Source organism: Legionella stuttgartensis, assembly GCF_977063405.2.
The window spans coordinates 409,893-429,669 of the sequence record NZ_CDRUHA020000011.1; the positions used below are offsets into that span (position 1 = coordinate 409,893).

The window sequence follows — 19,777 nt, forward strand, 5'->3', positions numbered from 1 at the left end:
ACCGAGGATATGTTAATCCCGAACGCAGTGAGAGATTTCCAGAAGATGGGTAGAAATAAAAATCAGGAGATTTTTCGTCGTAAACTCCTCAGGATAACGTGGTCGTGAATGCATCGTAGAAACTGTCTTTAAAAGCACGTTAGTTTTCATTTGCTTGGCGTTTTTGAAAGCTTAAAAATAATAACCTAAAACATGATAAGTTGAATAACAGTTTTTGAAACTTTACAATGTTCTTTATGAGAGGTTTTCGAGTCAAGGATGCTTTGGTGCGTTTTTTATTCCCCATCACCTTATTCTTAAGTGCCATTCTTTTATTTAGCATACAGCCCATGGTGGCTAAATCTTTATTGCCCGTTTATGGAGGAACACCGGCAGTTTGGACCATTTGCATGCTTTTTTTTCAGGTATTGTTGCTTCTCGCCTATGGATATGCTGTTGTGCTTGGTTTTTTTTATAAACCTATAATATGGCGAACGATACATAGTGTTTTCATTCTTTTGAGTTTCACTGCCTTGCCTCTTTTATTTCAGCCCTTGATTATGAGTGGATCTCCTGAATGGAATATTTTATCTAATTTGGTAACCCAACTGGGATTTCCCTTACTTGTTATTGGCGCTTCAGCTCCATTGTTGCAATTTGCTTACAGCCAGAGCAAAGAAAAGGACGCCGGAGATCCTTATTTTTTATATGTTGCTTCTAATCTGGGGAGTCTCTTATCTTTATTAATTTATCCTTTGGTAATTGAGCGTTTTATCGGAATAAAAAATCAATTTTATTTATGGAGCATAGGGTATGGAATTTATGTCGCTCTATTGTTCTTTATTCTCTATGCTAATCGTTATCAATCATTGAAAAAAAAGAATGAGATTATTATCTCCTTGCCTTGGGAAAACATGCTGTATTGGATTTTTTTAAGTTTTGTCCCATGCAGTTTAATGCTTGGAGTGACCTTGTATATTACTACGGATATTGCAGCAACCCCTTTATTTTGGGTGCTACCCCTGGCTCTATACCTGCTCACTTTTGTGCTTGTATTCACTAATAAACCCTTGATTTCATTTCCATGGATCGCAAGAAATAGTATTTTTTTCCTTATTTTTCCAATTATTGGATTTATTTTAAATGCAGGGCAAATAAATATTTGGCAAAGTATTTTGTTTCATTTGTTGAATTTTTTCATTTTGGCCTTACTTTGTCATCGCCAGCTATTTTTAGATAGGCCTAAACCCCAAATGCTGACATTGTTTTATTTTTGTTTGGCTCTTGGTGGTGTATTAGCGGGAGTATTTAATGGGATTTTGGCGCCCCATTGGTTCAACGGGATTTATGAATATCCTTTAGCAATTTTACTGAGCTTATTTGCTTTGCCGCAATTGCCCAAGAAGAATGGTTGGTGGGTTCCTATTGTAGTTCTGATTACTTTGTTGCTTCACTACTGCCTCCCTGGTGTTCATTGGCCTGGAGGTTTTTCTTCTTTTCAAGTGTGTGCCCTATTGACGTTAATTATTATAGTTGTCTGGCAAAAAAGTAAAATTAGTTTGATTTTATCTTTATTGATTTTATTTGGATTTATTTTTTCACCATTATCACAAAATGACACTATTTTGATGCAGGCACGTGATTTTTATGGGGTAAAAAAAGTAGTAGATAAACAAGAGACCCATGTCTTAATTAATCAATCAACGATACATGGACTGCAAGTTATAGGAGAAAAGCCGAATGGGATGACTTCTTATTATGGAGCAATTAACCCCATCGTGGTTGCCATGCAACACCAAAGGAGCTCTTTATCAGTAATAATTATTGGTTTAGGTATTGGTACAATGGTCTGTCAATTTCGAGAAGAGGACCGGGTGAAAGTTATTGAAATTGATGATCAAGTCATTGATCTCGCAAAGAATCCCCAGTTATTTACTTATTTACGCGATTGCCCAGGTGTGACCATCATAAAAAATGATGGCCGTCTAGGAGTGGAGCAATTACCTGCACACTCCCAAAATTTAGTTATTGTGGATGCTTTTAATTCAGATGCAATCCCAATACATTTATTAACTCTTGAAGCATTCACTTTATACCAACAGAAAATTACAAAAGACGGGGGCATATTGATTCATTTAAGTAATCGACATTTGCAATTATTGCCAGTAATCAATGCGGCAGGAAAGTTTTTACAGCTGAAGATGCTTTATATAAATAACAAAGGTAGTCTGTCCTTGAATCAATTTGATTCGGAATGGGCTTTTTTGACTGCGAATGAACATTTGGCGTTTCAATTGGCGAAAGAGACGAATTGGCAGTTTTTTAAAGGTGATGAACAAATCTTATGGACTGATGATTATTCTAACATTATCCCGTTATTAAAATGGTGACATCTATGGTAGGACGGGGAAGGTGTAACTTGAAATAAGGTAAGGATTCTAGGCTGCCATTAAGTTAAGGAATGTCATTCCTACAAAGGCAGGAACCCATTTCTAGCAAGACGTAGTGCCAATCTAAGATAGATTCTCGCTTTCGCGGGAATGACAAAAAATTCTTAACTTAATGGAAGTGAATCCCCGGTATCACTTAGCTTCATTGCTATCGATAGGATGTTTGAATCCAAACAGCAAGTAGTCATTAAAGATTAAACCTCAGCTAAGTTACCTTTAGTTTCTAACCAAACTTTTCTATCGCTTGCCCGTTTTTTATTTAACATCATATCCATAATTGCTTCAGCCCCTTCCTCATCTTCCATCGTGAGTTGAACCAATCGTCGGGTATTGGGATCCATAGTTGTTTCACGTAGTTGTATGGGATTCATTTCACCTAGACCTTTAAAGCGTTGCACATTGGGTTTCGCTCGAGTTGTTAAATGGTTAAGGATACGAGTCTTTTCTTCATCGTCCAGGGCATAATAAACCTCTTTACCTGCATCGATTCGATAAAGTGGCGGCATCGCGACGAATACATGGCCGGCTTGAACCAGTGGTTTAAAGTGGCGTAAAAATAAAGCACAAATCAAAGTAGCAATGTGGGCACCATCTGAGTCTGCGTCTGCGAGAATACATAGTTTACCGTAACGAAGCCCGCTTAGATCAGAAGAGCCTGGATCTACTCCTATAGCGACGGAAATATCATGAATTTCCTGAGATGCTAAGACTTGGGAGGAATCCACTTCCCATGAATTAAGAATCTTTCCGCGCAACGGTAAAATCGCTTGGAAATCTTTATTGCGCGCTTGTTTTGCTGATCCGCCTGCGGAATCACCTTCCACTAAAAATAATTCAGCTTGGCTAAGATCAGTCAGCAAACAATCAGCTAACTTACCTGGGAGAGCGGGGCCTTGGCTCACGCGTTTACGTGCTACTTGTTTCGCTTGTCTTAAACGTTTCTGTGCGCGATCGATTGCCAAAGAAGCGATAGCTTCACCTTGGTTACGATGTTGATTGAGCCATAGTGCAAAAGCATCTTTAACTACATTACTGACAAAGGCAGAGATTTGGCGGGAGCTTAAGCGTTCTTTGGTTTGACCTGCAAATTGCGGTTCTTTCATTTTAACCGATAATACATATTGGCAGGGTTCCCATAGGTCATCTGCTGTAAGTTTTATTCCTCTGGGAAGTAGATTTCTTAGCTCACAAAATTCTGCCATCGCATCAAATAAACCGGAGCGTAAGCCATTGACATGAGTACCACCTTGGATGGTTGGAATTAAATTTACATAGCTCTCACTAAAACCACTATTTGACCCATTAGACCAAACCAAGGCCCAGTCAACAGTGGCTTCATCGCTTTTGAATTCACCGGTAAAGGGTTCTTCAGGTAAATAATCTCCATCGGACAATGATTGATTTAAATAATCAATAAGTCCTTGTTCATAACACCAATGCATTTCCTCATTAGTTGCCTTATTAATAAAAGTCATAGATAAACCCGTGCAAAGCACGGCTTTTGCTCTCAATACATGGGTTAAATGTTTTACGGAGATACGTGTCGTATCAAAATACTTAGGATTGGGCCAAAAGCGGATAATTGTGCCGGTATCTCTTTTTTTAGTGATACCTGTTTCATTTAATTCGCATAATTTATCACCATTTGCAAAAGACATTTGGTACACAATGCCATTGCGTTTGATGGTTACATCAAGACGGTCAGAAAGGGCATTTACCACAGAAACACCCACTCCATGCAATCCACCTGAAAAGCTGTAATTTTTATCAGAAAATTTACCTCCGGCATGTAATCGAGTCATAATGACTTCGACACCACTTAAGCCTAATTGTGGATGTAAATCCACAGGCATGCCGCGACCATCATCTTCCACTTCAATAGAGCCGTCTTCATGAAGTGTGACGCGGATATGACTTGCAAAGCCAGCCAGCACCTCATCCACACTGTTATCAATCACTTCTTGGGCCAAGTGGTTTGGACGCGTCGTATCGGTATACATGCCAGGGCGTCGTTGAACAGGTTCGAGTCCACTTAAGACTTCAATTGCTTGGGCAGTATAGTTTTCTGACATGGGTATTTCTCAAATAAAAGTTAGGTTTATTTTACCATATATTATGATACAGTAGACGAAAGACGAATAGTTCCTTTGTAAATCTATTATAAAGATCCCCTGTTCTGCAAGCGGGAGAAATCAGGATGAGTTATTGCAGCCTGGATTTGGCGAGCCTTAATCTGGGAAATGAATCAAGATGATTTCCTGATGCACGCTTTGATTAGGCCAGGCAAAATAGAAGACATATGCAAAAAAACAGTGCTGAAATTCACCAATTATCTGTAGCTTTTCAACAACACCATAAAACGGTGCCTGCTTTGGATGAAGTCAGCTTTAATTTATGTCCTGGTGAAACCTTAGTTTTATTGGGTGAATCAGGTTGTGGCAAATCCCTCACTTCTTTGGCGTTAATGCGCTTGTTACCTAAATCCGGTGTTTATGGCATTGATAGTTTAATCCATGTGGATGGACAAGATATTTTGGATTTACCAGAACACATGATGCGCCAATTAAGAGGTCGTAAGATGGCTATGATTTTTCAAGAGCCAATGACTGCACTTAATCCAGTAATGACAATAGGAGAACAGTTAACAGAGGCCTTAGTAAAATGTAACTCATTTAATGCTAAAGAGTTGCAAGAAGCATTATTATCTTTGCTTCATGAAGTGGAAATGCCTCAACCAGAAATTAAAATCCATCAATATCCGCATCAATTGTCCGGTGGACAGAAACAGCGGGTAGTTATTGCTATGGCTTTAGCCTGTAAGCCTGATATTTTAATTGCTGATGAACCAACAACCGCTTTGGACGTTACAATTCAAGCTCAAATCCTTGCTTTATTAAAAAAAGTACAAAGAACCCATCAGATGAGTTTATTATTGATTACTCATGATCTAGGAGTGGTGAGAGCCATGGCATCACGGGTCTGTGTGATGTATGCAGGACAGGTGGTAGCTCAATCTTCTGTAGAAGAATTTTTTTCGCGAGTTAAACAACATCCTTATGTCCAGCAGTTACTGGCTTCTATACCTTCTTTGGCAAAACGCGAAGAACGTTTGTCAGTAATTCGTGGATTGGTACCTGCTTTGGATGAAATGCCGACGGGGTGTCGTTTTCATCCTCGTTGTATTTATGCTTTTGAACGCTGTCCCGTGGAGGAGCCGCAATTACAAGAACAAGAGGGCCGATTGGTACGATGTCATCTCTACCCTGACTTTGAAGAGTTACCTCCTTTGCAAAAAAACAAAATAGTTTGGGATGTGGCGACTACGGAGGCAAAAACAATACTCACGGTGAATGATTTATCCGTTGGTTTTATCCAGAAAAAAGGTCTATTTAGTCGTCATAAAGTTTTATTTAAAGCTGTAGATGGTCTTTCATTTCGTTTGTTGCAAGGAAAAACGTTGGCTTTGGTGGGTGAGTCAGGGTGTGGTAAAACCACAGCAAGTCGTGCTTTGTTGCGTTTATTACCCATTAGCGGTGGTGAAATACACTATAAAGAACAGGATGTGTTGGCATTAAAAGGGCGTTCATTAAGAGAATACCGAAAAAAAGTACAAATTATTTTCCAAGATCCGTTTTCTTCTATGAACCCGCGCATGACAGTAGGTGAAATAATCGCCGAAGGCATGCATGCCCAAGGGATGAAACGTTCATTAATTAGTGCAAGACAAAAGGAACTACTCAATCAGGTGAATTTACCAAGCGGTAGCTTGCACCGTTATCCTCATCAATTTTCAGGTGGGCAAAGACAACGAATTTGCATTGCTCGTGCTTTAGCTACAGGACCAGATATCTTGATTTGTGATGAACCAACCAGTGCTTTGGATGTTTCAGTGCAGGCACAGATCCTTAATTTATTAAAGGAGTTACAGCAAGAAACAGGCATTTCTTATTTATTTATCACGCATAATATGGGGGTGGTTTCCTATATTGCCGATGAAGTATTAGTCATGAAGAATGGAGTTGGCGTCGAGTTTGGGAGTTGTGAATCTCTTTTTAAATGTCCTAAAGAAGCCTATACACAACAGCTTTTGAATGCTGTTTTGGATGTTTTTTAATTCACCTATTTAAGTCAGTAATGTTCTTCTTTCATATTTTATTCATTAAAAATGTGATATATTTGCGCACTATATGGATAATAAAGTCTTAGTATTTATTATTTGGGGGACATGGCTGCATGAGAATCACTCTGGGCGAATATATCTTTGATGAGATCGATAATTTTACTGCCTATTTAGAAACTACCTACGAGCAAGATAAGTTGGGTTCTGGAGAAGTCACTTTACTATTGACGTGTGATGCATTTAACCAAGAAGACTTTAACAAGTTGGTTGATTTTCTTTCAAAACCAGGACGTAGACCTTATAAATTTGAAATTGCCCCTCCGCTGACTCGATATCAATTAGCTTTTGATAATGCATATCTTATCAGTAAACGACAAAAATTTTCTTTCGAATTCCAACAACAAGTAGAAGAGTTTTCTAACTCAGCAATCGCTTTTCATCCCCATACGAATAGAGTACGAAAAGCTAAAAAAAATTGGGTTGAAGGTATAAAAACTCCCAGTATGGGTTTACAACTCCAATATCAAATTCCCTCGCAACATGAAGCTCTGCATCAAGAACGAAAAGCGACGCTGCGTAAGCGTAAAAATAATGAGGAACCACCATATCAACATCCAGAACAAGGGACTCCTTTGACGCAAGTTCCTGAGTTTGCTCAAGAAAATCCACGTAATATCGTGGGTTCTTACCGCCAATTCAGTTTCTTGAAAAATGACTTGGAAGACCGAGCTCGTTATAGAAAAGAGTTTAATGATTTACTGAGTGAAAGCAGCTCGCCGGAACAACGGCAAGAGGCTTTTATTTTATTTTTGTCTGACGTGACAGAACCTGATGCACCAAAATTAAAGAAGATAAAACGACTACTCCAGATAGTACCTTTAGCTGATCTTAATTATAAAGGTCTGGCTCAAGTGTTAATTCATACTGGAACTGATGGCGTTTTACTTTTATTGCAACATCTTAAGGAATTACATGATAAGGAGTTGTTTCAAGACTTTGATAAGTTATTTCTTGATCAACCCGAAAACTATCTTGCATTAATGTCATCCCAAGGTTTGGCAAATCTTAAAAAGTTGAGTGAATTAAGCCCTGAACAGAAAATATGGTGGATTGCTTTGGTTTCTCAACATAAAGCAACAAGTGTTCATACTGAATTTAATGATTTATTTGAAGCTTATAATTATTTTCTTGGGGAACTGGAGAAGAAAAATCTGACCTTGCCATTCTCCTGTACATTAGAAAATATCGGTCCTATGAAGCCCACATTAGATCGCTTATTGTTCATTATAAATAACAGCAGTGATCCAGAAGAGCAGTTGACTTATTTAGATGGATTAGATCTTAATGGAGCCTATCATGCCAGTCGTAATAACAATTACAAACTGGTATCAAGGCAAATGAATTTAAAATCCAATGTTGATGCAGAAACTCTTGATTATTCAACCCCTACAATGCCGGAGGAGCTGGGTATATGGTTATGCCCCATGAACCTTCCCTACGAGGAGGTTGTAACTCGTTTCTATCGTTTTATTGGCACGCAAGAGTGGGCATATAGTCTGGATGTATATCAAAAGATTGAGCGGGAAATTAGTAACAATTCAAAGTGGAGTGTCGACAATAAAGTATTATTACTCAATATCGCTGCGTTGATGACTACGGGGGAGCAGGCATGTACTAAAACAGAAGACCCTTATACCAGCTTTACATGTTTGCTTAACAGGTTTACGGCCATAGCCAATCGTTTTGATGAGCACATGAGTGACCAGTTATCAAAGGTGCTTCCTGTTTTTTTAACTGCTCTAAGGTATTCAAGTTGGGAGTTAATGCCTAGCATTAATGAGTTAATAAGACTTATTGATTTCTTGTCGCTCATGCAAAAAACGAACGTCCCAATCTCACAACAAGACCAGAGTGATTTTTATGAAGCATGTTCTCTGGCCTTGAGTCTCATGATACAACATGGTGATGCGGCTTCATCTATTATCAACAATTACGAACTGCGTTCGGGTATAGAACAGGCTCAAACGGTCCCCATTCAGAAATTTCCTTTTTCTTCATTGCTTCAACATTTAGTTCTTCCTTCTAAATTAGCCACTTCTTTATCTGAGCTTTTTCATGATCAAACTGAGTCATTATCTCCGTTTTTGGTGCTCCTCTCTTTGGTAAGTGATGAAGTAACCAAAGCATCACAACATGAACAAGACGAAAGTGAATTTGAAATAAAAATAAAAGCATTGGCAGAAGCCATAAATGCTATGCGGGCTGAGCGTAGAGAACAGTTATTAGCAATTCTCACTGATATTAATATAGAGGCTTCTTATCGTTTGCCTTCTCTTGAGCAACTTATAAAAATTGTTAACTCAGTTACCGAGGCAGAAAAGGAATTAGATACCTTTGCTAGCGTTGAAAATCAAAATAAAGCGCTTCTTGCTATGGTTCGTGCTGAATTGCCTGAGGTAAAAATAGGAAAAGATGGGATTACCGAAACAGAAATTAACCTCTTTAGCGTGCTTGAACAAACTTATGATGATTGGAAAATCCAAAGTAAGTTTGAAGATTTTCCAGAAAAACTCGAGGGATATTTGGAATCCTGGATAGGCTCCCATCAATCTGTTTTGTGGTATTTGAGACAACGTCCCGTGAATGCCCGAAGAGTGCACGAGGCTTTGGCTGAGGAAGAACAAGACGCAAAGAATTTGTTAAGCAGTAGGTGGTTTTTTTGGACTTTATCTGGATTTCCAGAAGAAAGAAAACAAATGGATCAGGTTTTGGGCAACGAGTTTTTTACACAGAAATCCTTCCTGGCAGTACTGAGACCCAGAATAGACGCTGGTTGCCAAGCCAGTTTAAGAACCGCTATAAATACATTACAAACATCAAATAAAGATTTTGACCGTATTTTATTTAAGCAGGTTAAAGAATTAGATACTGATCTACCTATTGATGAAGCCTTGTTGAAATTGGAAGAGCAATTAAATGCAGTGAATGGATTAATTAATTCATTAATTCGCATTAAAAACCAAAATAACATTGAGTTTCACCGCTCTATTCCATTATTAACAAATGTAATTAAGTCCACAGTACTTGGAAAAAATTCTCAAACAGTAGTTCAGATAAAGAATTTACTGGATGATTTAAGTCAAGTAAAAACTTGTACAGTGGCGTCCCCCTTAGCCATTTTATGCAAGATATTAAAAGAAACACCGGATTTCTCAACAGACCAGCTACAAAATGCTTTGAGCGAGGTTACTTATTTAACAAAATACCGAGAAATGCTTGGGGAAGAGGCATATGAAATCCTATTGCGTTGTTCATTTAGTCATAATTTAACTCAGCAATCCTTATTTCCATTAAAAAACATGATTGAATTGAAATCTTTAGAAGGTGTGGACAAACAACTTTCAGAAAATTTGCTCCATGCGTTAATCAATGGAATAAAAAAAGCAGGTCCGAAAGTTGATGAGAACTTACTAAATAAAGTTATTAATAAAACCGTATCGGTTATTCAGTCGAAGGCAGAGGTGCGTTCACTAGTCCCATTGCTTACTTTATTAATGCAATCATGCACTAAATGCGATGAGGATGAATTAAGTCGTTACTATAACTTAGTCTGCACGTTAGAAGGTACTAATAATTCTGATTTAAGTAATTGGGCTAAAATATTACTTGTGTTGGGTAAGCATACAACGGATGCAAATCTTCATCGCTTGTTGGCGGTTCAAGCAGGACTGGAGTTAAATCCGTTGAACCTTTCAGAACTTGCGGGATTATTTACTTATCCTCCTTATCCAGAGATGGAGCCGTTTATTAATGTGCTAAATGGATATGTTAACGATCTTAGGGATTATGTTGATGCATTTGATAAGGACCCTAAATCGGGACGTGCCCCACAAAAAAATGCATTTGATGTTATTATAAAACATGCAGACCAAGTTCTGAAGGAGCAATTTGAGACCGCAAGCGTTGCTCAAGTTATTGCTGATATTAAAAATATTGTTGAAGGAACCGCGTTAAGTAGTCAGGATCAATATGATTTAGCTCAACAAATTATCTATATCAATGCAGTAGGAAGACCAACAACATACCAAATTAAAAACCACCATGATTTAACGCAAGTCAGTCGTGCGCAACTTCGTGAATTATCAGATACACTGATTGCCGAAATAAGAGCACCGCATCTGGATGCCCACGATAAACTAAAAAATCAGTTGAGATTGCTTGCTGTGCTACGAGAACAGTATTTCCGGGCTACAGGTAAATTTGTTGATACCACACAGCTCATTGCCGTTTTAATGGCAATAAAAAATCAGCAAAACAATATGCTGATGGAGCTCAATACGGACGAAGGTAGCATTGCCACTGCACTGTTTTCTGTAATGCAATGGGTTGAAGCTGATGGTGGATCTGTTGATGTATGTGCCCCCAATCGCGATTTGATGATTCAGAGTTCTCAACATGATGAAGATTTTTTTGCTTCTCTAGGTATTCATTTCAGGCGTGTTGAGGTGGGTTCACCGAAAGGAACTTATCAGGTTGGTGGGATAAATTATTCTACTATAGGTGATCTGGCTGCATATAGTTCTCGGGCCAGGCTCGAAAATGAAGACATGACAGCGTATAAGGATGGTCATCCTCTATCGAGTAATCTAATTCTTTATGGAGCTGATTTCTCTGAATTAGATGAAAAGACTTTGTTTAATCTCGCTCTTAAGGGAGATGGAAATGATGAGGATAGTTCTTATGCCTGGGTTTATCCTTTAATTAATGAATTCATTAATCACAAAGGATTTAGAATTCTCGACAAAGGCTGGAGCGAAACTCGGGATATAACCCAGTTAAAAGAGCTTTTGGACCGGCATGCACCAACAGGTTCGCATAAAGCGCAGTTAAACGCCTTACCTGATAAGAAATTTAGTCTATGGATTAATGCCGCTATAGAGGCGCGACGTTTCGTTGAAGGGGTAGATTTTATTATTCCACCGTCTAAAACAACACGTCATGCAGCCATTCCCTTAAATCAAAAAGCCTCTCAAGATGAGTTAAGCTTTATGGTGCATCAATTTCTGCATGCTCGATTACAAAAGAAATACCCTGATTGGGAATTCGTTATTGAGCCTGAGATGCATTGTATTGATTCTGTTTCAACCATGGATTTTATTGATCACTATAAAAAACCGGGGCGGATTATTAGCCTCTCGAATACTTTAGGTCGAAAAGAGAGGTTAGTTGAACTATGCAATAAGTTCGATATGGATATCGCATGTACAATATCATCGCATAGAAGAATTAAACGTGAGGAACTGGCTACAACAGTTATTGCAAATAAAAACGCTCATGTACGCGTTATAACAGCAGCGATTAATCAAGCACAAGACGGGCAACCTATTGTCCTATTTGCGAAAGATGTTAATGAAGTCAAACTTCTTGAAGAAGAACTAAAAACACGATTCAGGGAAAGCCATATTGCAGCATTTACGGGTACTGAATCAGTAGATGAACGAAAAAAATGGATTAACAATCAGTCTGGAAAACAAAATACCATAACGATTACTACTGCAACACTAGCACAAGATGCTCATTTTAAGACACAACATCCGAAGGGATTTTTAGGGATTCAAACATATTTGGATGTTCGTGCAGCACAACGTGTCACACGGTGTCTTGGTGGAAAAGATAGGCCAGCTAATTACGTTGTACTCTATAAAACACAAGGTGCATCCGTTTTACAATCTGGGTTCTACAAGACCCAAAGTGAACGGAAAGAACTACTTGCTTCTTTAGCAGAATTGCAACGTCAGCAAAATGAGGAAGTTGCTGTTACCCGTCATTACATGCAAACAGTAAGTAATATACAACAAGTTGTTCTGCAACAATTCCAAGATTGGAAAGAGTTTTTACATCTTGTCTATCCAAAAACCGAGTGGCGCACACTAGATGCAGGCTTAGTACTACAAAGAGAAGATTTGATTCGTTCCTTGAGTGAACATTGGGATGAATGTCTAGAAAATTCTAAACCACAAAAAAAATATCCTAATCCATATATTCGCCATACTGCAAATAAGAAGTTACAGACTATTGCATTAGATAAATCACTAGCCGATTATGAAGTCGCTGCACGCTATGTTTGGGATCAGCATCGGGCGCTTCTTAAAGAAAAAGCTGAGACTTTTCTAGTAGAGGGTTCAATTAATGCATTACGTTGTCAGTATCTGGATGAGGTCTCCTTAGATGAACAATTAAAAGTTAATCGATTGGCTCTACGTACAAGCAAGAAAGAAATGCTTGCTCAGAAGAAAAAAACACGTCGTTATGTTGAATCCGGATTAGATATAAACGGAGCAATGTTACGATTTGCTGATAGTAATTTAGAAAGCTATCGTGAAGCTTTTGCTACAAGCCAAGTGAAATTATTTGTTAAGGACATTAGTGGTCTTATAGAAAATAATCCTCATTTAAAGAGCATTGTGCGATCCCTATTGGTTCAACAAGTGAAGGATGCAAGAAATTTAGATAATCTCATTGATCACTTATTGGAGTATGCCAATAGATTGCCTGAAGATCGATTTACTGATAAATACGCTATGCAACCAGTAATTCAAGAGTTGTTCCGGGTATATAAAGAAGCTGGCCTTGAAGCGCCAAGCGAGCTGGGGGATTTAAAAGCAGTTTATTTTGATGGAGTAATAGCCGAACTGGTTGATGAGTTGCAAACCAGTCTTTCCTGGGCTAGCGATAAACATCGTGGTTTAGGATATTTGCTTGAGCGTACCGCTGTAACGGATGCAGCTAGAGACATATTAAACGCTGCAAATTTGTTAGGTGAAGCCAATAAACTAAACGAAGATGATACACTAGACGAAGAAGAAAAAATTCTTTCGCAACAAAGTGCAATGAAGAATTTGTATCGAGTATTGGCAGAGCATGAAGCGAAACTTGAAGATTTATGGATATTTCCCTGGGGACATAAGAATACACGCACTCTAATTAAAGAAACATTAGCTACCCTTGATGGACTAACAGCTATTGGCACAAAGAGAAATAAACTAGACGCTGATTTCATCCATGATTGTAAAGAAGAGTCTATTTGTGCAGTAACAAAAGGAAAATTGAATTCTGCGATCCAAGCCATAGAAGAGGCGGAAATAGGTTTACAGAAAAACAGAGATTGGATTTCAATCAAGAATACATTAAATGCAATACGAGCCGAGAGCAATTCGATCTATGCTTTTCATGAGATGTACTTTGTCCTCTCGAATAAAATGGAAGAGCTCGCTAGAAAAAATTCTAAATTGCAGGGACCTCTAGCTCGACTACGAGGAGAGGTGCGACATCTTTGTGAATCATTAAGCCAGGAACATAAAGAATTACTTAATACAAGTAAGTATTTGAGATGTAAGGCTGAAAATCTCCAAGAAAAACTTAATGGACTAAACGGGTTTAGTGTCCGCGAGGTTAAGCTCAAGGAGGGGAGTAATGGCTTTAGCGATTATTTTGATTTGGTGATTGAAGGCACCGGTTTTCATCCACTATTGCAACATTTTACTCATTATAATTCACGTACTCAGGATTTAAGGGAGCAACAAGATTCTTTAGAAAAAAGTTTAATGCAAACTCAAGAAAAGATGAGGGCTTTAGATCAATTGATTAAAGAATACGTACCGCTACTTAAATGGAAAGAACAAACTCAGGAAAATGTGGCTAAGTTTCCTGAGCAATTTCAGGAGCAGGTCAAAGAAATTCTTGGTTTAAAAGGATTGATCGCTGAGAAAATGCCGGAAAATTTGGATTCTTTTCCTGAACCAGTTCGCAAGCATTTTCGTGACAGAGAGTTAATCAAAACATTTGATTTTCCTGATTTAGAGGAAGAAAAAATTGAACAAATTGAAAATATAATGCTAAGAATCGGATTCAGGGACTTGCATGAACGAATCGTAGAGGGGATGAAGCCCAAAACTTTATGGGGTAATATTTATGCTTACGTATTTACCCCCGAAAATATGGAAGATTGGCGTCTGGAGTTTGATGAATTGATGGGAAGACCTGTAAGACATTTGAATGATGCATTTCGTCTGGATATTGAAAAAAAACAGAATGCATTAGCGGGTCAACTCGACCAGTTACGTCAACAAATGGGAGAGCAAGCTGAGTCGCTGCAACAACAAGTTGCATTCTTGTATGAGAAAATTGATGAGGAAGAGAAAAAAGAAGGGATTTATGCCCTGCGAATTACCGATGTAGCAGAGCTTTTTAAATTTGAAAATGAACTAATGGCTGTTAAAGCGAAAGAAGCAGCTAAACCGTCTCGCCGAGAGATTCCAAAATCTAATGTATTACCATCACGTGTACCTATTGATATTCCTGACACAAAACTTGAATCAGTAACATTGGTCATGTAATTACCTGTAGCGCGGGAAACCGCGCTTCCCAATTATAAAGCTGATTCAACTACGTATTAAAAATAAGTAATCTTCCGAACAAAATTGTCTTTTTTGTTTAAATATTGAACTATACTCAAGTTTAGGTGATGTTGAAATTTTGGAATGGCAATGTTATCTCAAGATGTAATAAAAGTTATTGATACTATAAGCGAAAAAATCGAAACAAGTAATTTTGAGTCATTAACTTTTGAAGATATAAAAAATGCATGTTTTATGGTGATGGGACATATCGAGCATATAAAAACCAGCAACCAATTTCCTACAGAAGATCATTCTAAAGAAAAGGAACTCATTGCCTATAAGCGTATTGTGCTGCACTTAGTTGAATGGCAAGCAAGATTTATAGAAATGAAGAAAAGTAATGTGTTAGGGAATTATATTGCAGATTTAAATTTCTTACGTGATATGGTCCATTCAATTCCGGAGGTAGTAGGTGATGTTTATAAAGAAAAGATAGAGAAAATTAATTTCTACATTTCCAACATTCTTACCAATATAAATAGGCTGAAAGCTAAATTACTTGAAGCAAATTGTTTTGATGTTTCTCTAATGGCGCATACACAATGTGCTTATGAAGTTACTTTTTTATATTCTAAATTACTCGAAATGCACTACACCGAAAAAATGCGTTATTCAGTTGTCATTAAAGGTTATTTTGAAGCAATTCAAGAGACGTTCGATTTTTATTTAAAAGAAATAACCTATTTTCGTGACCTTGAGATTACCAATGCAAAATGTTTGAGCTACTGCGTGATGAATTATCTACCTAAAAATGTACGGCATTGAACACAGATTTGCTCGATTTATTCCTCTTTAAAATTGGAAAACCATTACTCGATTGCCCATAATTAGATCGTATAGAATAAAAAATACTATACTTTATTGAAATATGAGCAATAAAGCGGGTAATCACTGATGGGAATTCTTCATATATCACCAGATGAGCATTTAAAGCGTGTAATGGGCGATCCCAGCGATGCCATCTTAAAACAACGTGAGTTATCTGAAGCAACCTACCCTCTTTTAATTTCTTATTTAGAATGGCTTAGAAGGCTAAATTCGATCAAAAATAAAAATGATGTGATTCGTCAAAATGAACAATTTTTAAGTGAATTTATTCATTTGTGTGAGCACAATTTACTCTTTTTTCTTACGGTGACTGGCCAGTTTGATATTATCCGCTCGCTTTTTGAAGATAAAGATTTATTGGCAATAGAAATTGCCTTGCTTGAGGAAATAGAAAAAGAACAAGCTCAGGCTGCAGCAGCACAGCTACAGGATTTTGTGTTTGTTCCCCGAAAAAAAGAATCATCAACACCACAAACTGAAACACATAAATCATTTCCACCCCCCACTTCTGAATGGGAAAAATCGCTTTATGGTTTAACTAATATGGAGTTGTATCGATATTATGAAGATGAAATGAAACGAATTACTCATATCTACCATGGAAAGCAAATAAAACAAATCGATACATCTTATGAGCAACATCTTAAACTAATGCGAGAGACCTTAAATATAATTAATAAAGATGAAAATATTAATGAAGAAACAAAACAAAAAGCGCTATCACTTTATAAGAAGTTAGTAGTAATAAAAGAGGAAATGGATGCACAATGTCTGGAGATAACTTCAGTAGATGGAGAAGCTCCTTTAGAAATACAGGTTCTTGAAAAACAGCATCAAATCAAAGAAGAAAAATTTAAAGAAGCGCAAGGAGCTCTGGAAGCATTTTTTGAAGAAGTTCGTCATGAGTCACCACAATTACAAAAGATTTATGAAGAACACCAAACAATTACCATGAATTTTCAGAAGGAAAGTCAAGCGATTCAAAGCGAATGGAAACAGGCGATGGAGGAGCTTACTGTTCATTATGAAACTGCACGTGTTCATGCTTTAGAGGATGTAGATAGTAGTTTGAGTTTAATCATAGAGGAATTAAAAAAATGTCCTGTTCATGAATTGAATGAGGAGCAGATTAACAAACTTGATATGAGCGTTATGCAATTAGAAAAATATAAAGAAGAATTAAAAACAGTTAAAGATTATGATTCTACTCAGATTTTATTAAATAAATGTAATCAAGAATTAGAAAATATAGTGAGTATTGTTGAACCAATATTAGCAGAAGATGCAAAAAAACGTTTTGATGTTAATGTAAATTTAATAAAAACAATGTTTATCTTAACTCCAAAAAATTCTTCTATAGCTCCAGAATCTCTCAATGTGGATTCCAAAACATCTCCTCAAATGCCTACTAACCTTGAATTTGAAGAACAAAATTTGGATTTGAAATCAAGTATACCGGTTGTTGAACCTGTGAGTGAAGAATCGCTTGATTCTCTAGTACTCAATGAAATCCACTCTGCTTCCATACCTGAAGAGCAAGACCTTGACCTGAAATCAAGTACCCTTACTGTTGAGCCCATGAGTGAAGAACCGCATGATTCTACGGTCCTTAATGAACATACTTCCATTCCTTTTATGTCTACTGAGCGAGACGTTGACCTAAAATCGAGCAGCTCTACTGTTGAGGTGATGAATGGAGCGTCTAAGGATAGCCTTGATGAAAAACCTCATAGTGTTCCTATTCCAGATGCGCAAAATATTGATACGAAACCAAATACGTCTGTTATTGAACTTGCCAGTCCTAAAAAAGAGGGGTCTGAAGTTATTCCTAGTGAAGAACCACGTAATTCAGTACACGTTCAACGATATCGATTCTTTATGAATACCATCAGGGATGGTACTGAGCTCATTGAGTTTGATCCGGAAAAACAGCGTAATTATGAATCAATGATCGAAGAGTTATCCATTGTTTTAAGTGAATTGAATGAAGAAGCCGAACCAGAAATCGCAGAAAAAATAAAAAGAATCGAAAATCTCATTGAAGATGTAAAATCCATTGGCTTTGATAAAGGAAGCCCATCCCACATTCAAAAAATTTGTGAGGCATGTAATTTAGGCATTGATTATGAACCATTAAATCAAGTAAAAGATAACCTTGCCTCTATGTTTCAGCTCAAAAATAGCCCACAAAGTGGTGTGGGAATGTAAATGATTTTTGTATCATAATTGAAATTTTATACCACAGCATGCCTCTTTTTTGCTATAATGTGTCTAATTTTTTATAAAAGGGAGAGAAAAATGACGCCACATGAAGAAGCACTATGGCAAGCTGTAACTAAAAAAGAATATGAACAAGTTAAAAATTTGATTAATGATCATCCAGAGTTAATCAATGCAGTAAATACCAGTGGAAGAAGTCTTCTGATGCGAGTCGTTCTTCTCTTAACACCTCCGTTAGATTTGATAGAGTTTATTGCACAACACCCTGATCTTAGCTTTGAAAATCCTAAAGCCACTAAAACGACTATGAGTGTTATTTTATCCACAGGTCGTCCAGAAATTTTAGAAATATTTGCAAAAGATCCTCACATTATTTTTGATGGTGAGAATTTAGCTTATACAGCCGCCAAGAAGCTCGTAGAAGGTGCAGCACAAGAGAAGGTTGAAAAATACACAAAAATGCTGACAATCATTCGTGACGCGACTATACGCCATGCAATTAAAACAAATGATCCTTCTTTATTGGAGCGTTTAGAAAAAGCAGGGGATAACTTGGCTCAACCATTAAGCGATGGCAAACTTCCCGTGCGCCTAATCACTAAAGAGTGTCCTGCTCCTCGTGTTACATCATGGTTTCAATCTCAAATTGGGAAAAACCAAATAAGCATTGCAAGTACGGTCGATTCGTTCTTTTCTAATACACGTAAAATGCAAGATGCTCAAAAGGAGATGGAGGAAGCTAATCGACGTATGTTAGAGAGTGATATCCGATTACTTGGAAAAAATTATAGTAGTATGGAACAAGTAGCGTCTTCTATTAGTCTTACTAACTAAATCAATTGGATCATCTGGGTGAATGCGAAGCTGTAGCCCAGGATCTGATCTTCTCTAAGCTAATTTATCTTGTAACCCATTAATAAATCCTTTAACTTGGGTTATTTAAAACGCCAAAGGGTGATGGGATAAGTGTGGTATCAACACGATGCTGAAGGGTTAACCCTTCGTTTATATGTTCAGCCAGGTGCAAAAAAAACAGAGATTGTCGGTCTTCATGAGGGTGAGCTTAAAATTCGCTTAAATACACCACCTATTGAAGGTCGCGCTAATAAAGCACTTTTGAGATATATTGCAGAGATATTTAAAGTACCAATAAGACAAATAACCTTGCAACGAGGAGATAAATCCAGACATAAAGTACTGTCTATTATTGGTTCTATGGTAGATCCTGATGATTTGCTTTGAATCGTAACGTGAATTTTGCGATAGTAAATGGACTAATAACGTAATCGACAATCTTATGAAAATTGAACAATTCCCCATAGCCTTTAATACTTCAGGTCGAGGTACTCAGGATATTACTGCTAACGTAAAGACTGTGCAATCAAAAGCCGCAATCCAAAAAGGCTTATGTCATTTATTTCTCAAGCATACAAGCGCTTCTTTGATGCTTTGTGAAAACTATGACCCTCAAGTTCGCAAGGATTTGGAACAGTTTCTGGTTCGATTAATTCCCGATGGGGATCCACTTTTTAAACATGTGATTGAAGGGCAAGATGATATGCCCGCACATATTCGTACTGTATTAACTCAAACCAGCTTAACCCTACCTATACAAAATGGGCAATTAGCTTTAGGTACGTGGCAGGGGATTTATCTCTATGAGCATCGCTATCAAGCGCAAGAACGGCACCTGCTTATTACCGTTGTAGGAGACTAATCGA

9 protein-coding genes are annotated in these 19,777 nt (G+C 37.5%); 8 read left to right on the top strand and 1 reads right to left on the bottom strand.

What is annotated here, in order from left to right; translation table 11 throughout:
* Positions 1 to 263 precede the first annotated feature (263 nt).
* Positions 264 to 2,369 (top strand): spermidine synthase, encoded by a 2,106-nt coding sequence (locus tag ACWTEW_RS04105; RefSeq protein ID WP_454780729.1) that lies wholly within the window; start codon positions 264 to 266, stop codon positions 2,367 to 2,369.
* A gap of 254 nt (positions 2,370 to 2,623) precedes the next feature.
* Here the strand turns inward: ACWTEW_RS04105 and parE are convergent, their stop codons facing one another.
* The gene (parE, locus tag ACWTEW_RS04110) at positions 2,624 to 4,501 is read right to left on the bottom strand and encodes a DNA topoisomerase IV subunit B (protein WP_454780491.1); all 1,878 of its coding nucleotides are present in this window, start codon (positions 4,499 to 4,501) and stop codon (positions 2,624 to 2,626) included.
* A gap of 227 nt (positions 4,502 to 4,728) precedes the next feature.
* Here parE and ACWTEW_RS04115 point away from each other — a divergent pair, with 227 nt between their 5' ends.
* From ACWTEW_RS04115 to ACWTEW_RS04145, 7 genes are all read left to right on the top strand, one after another.
* Entirely contained in the window at positions 4,729 to 6,543 is a 1,815-nt protein-coding gene (locus ACWTEW_RS04115; protein ID WP_454780492.1) for an ABC transporter ATP-binding protein, read from the top strand.
* Between the two features lie 119 nt (positions 6,544 to 6,662).
* Positions 6,663 to 14,945 (top strand): hypothetical protein, encoded by an 8,283-nt coding sequence (locus ACWTEW_RS04120; RefSeq protein ID WP_454780493.1) that lies wholly within the window; start codon positions 6,663 to 6,665, stop codon positions 14,943 to 14,945.
* A 150-nt stretch (positions 14,946 to 15,095) separates the two neighbouring features.
* Complete coding sequence (locus ACWTEW_RS04125; RefSeq protein WP_454780494.1) at positions 15,096 to 15,773, top strand: hypothetical protein; 678 nt, start codon at positions 15,096 to 15,098, stop codon at positions 15,771 to 15,773.
* 129 nt (positions 15,774 to 15,902) lie between these two features.
* On the top strand, positions 15,903 to 18,044 hold the full coding sequence (locus ACWTEW_RS04130; RefSeq protein WP_454780495.1) for a hypothetical protein: 2,142 nt from the start codon (positions 15,903 to 15,905) through the stop codon (positions 18,042 to 18,044).
* Between the two features lie 90 nt (positions 18,045 to 18,134).
* The gene (locus ACWTEW_RS04135; RefSeq protein WP_454780496.1) at positions 18,135 to 18,890 is read left to right on the top strand and encodes a hypothetical protein; all 756 of its coding nucleotides are present in this window, start codon (positions 18,135 to 18,137) and stop codon (positions 18,888 to 18,890) included.
* Positions 18,891 to 19,022: 132 nt separating this feature from the next.
* Positions 19,023 to 19,298, top strand: coding sequence for a DUF167 domain-containing protein (locus ACWTEW_RS04140; RefSeq protein ID WP_454780497.1), 276 nt, complete (start codon positions 19,023 to 19,025; stop codon positions 19,296 to 19,298).
* Positions 19,299 to 19,353: 55 nt separating this feature from the next.
* Positions 19,354 to 19,773, top strand: coding sequence for a secondary thiamine-phosphate synthase enzyme YjbQ (locus ACWTEW_RS04145; RefSeq protein WP_454780498.1), 420 nt, complete (start codon positions 19,354 to 19,356; stop codon positions 19,771 to 19,773).
* The last annotated feature ends 4 nt before the right edge of the window (positions 19,774 to 19,777 follow it).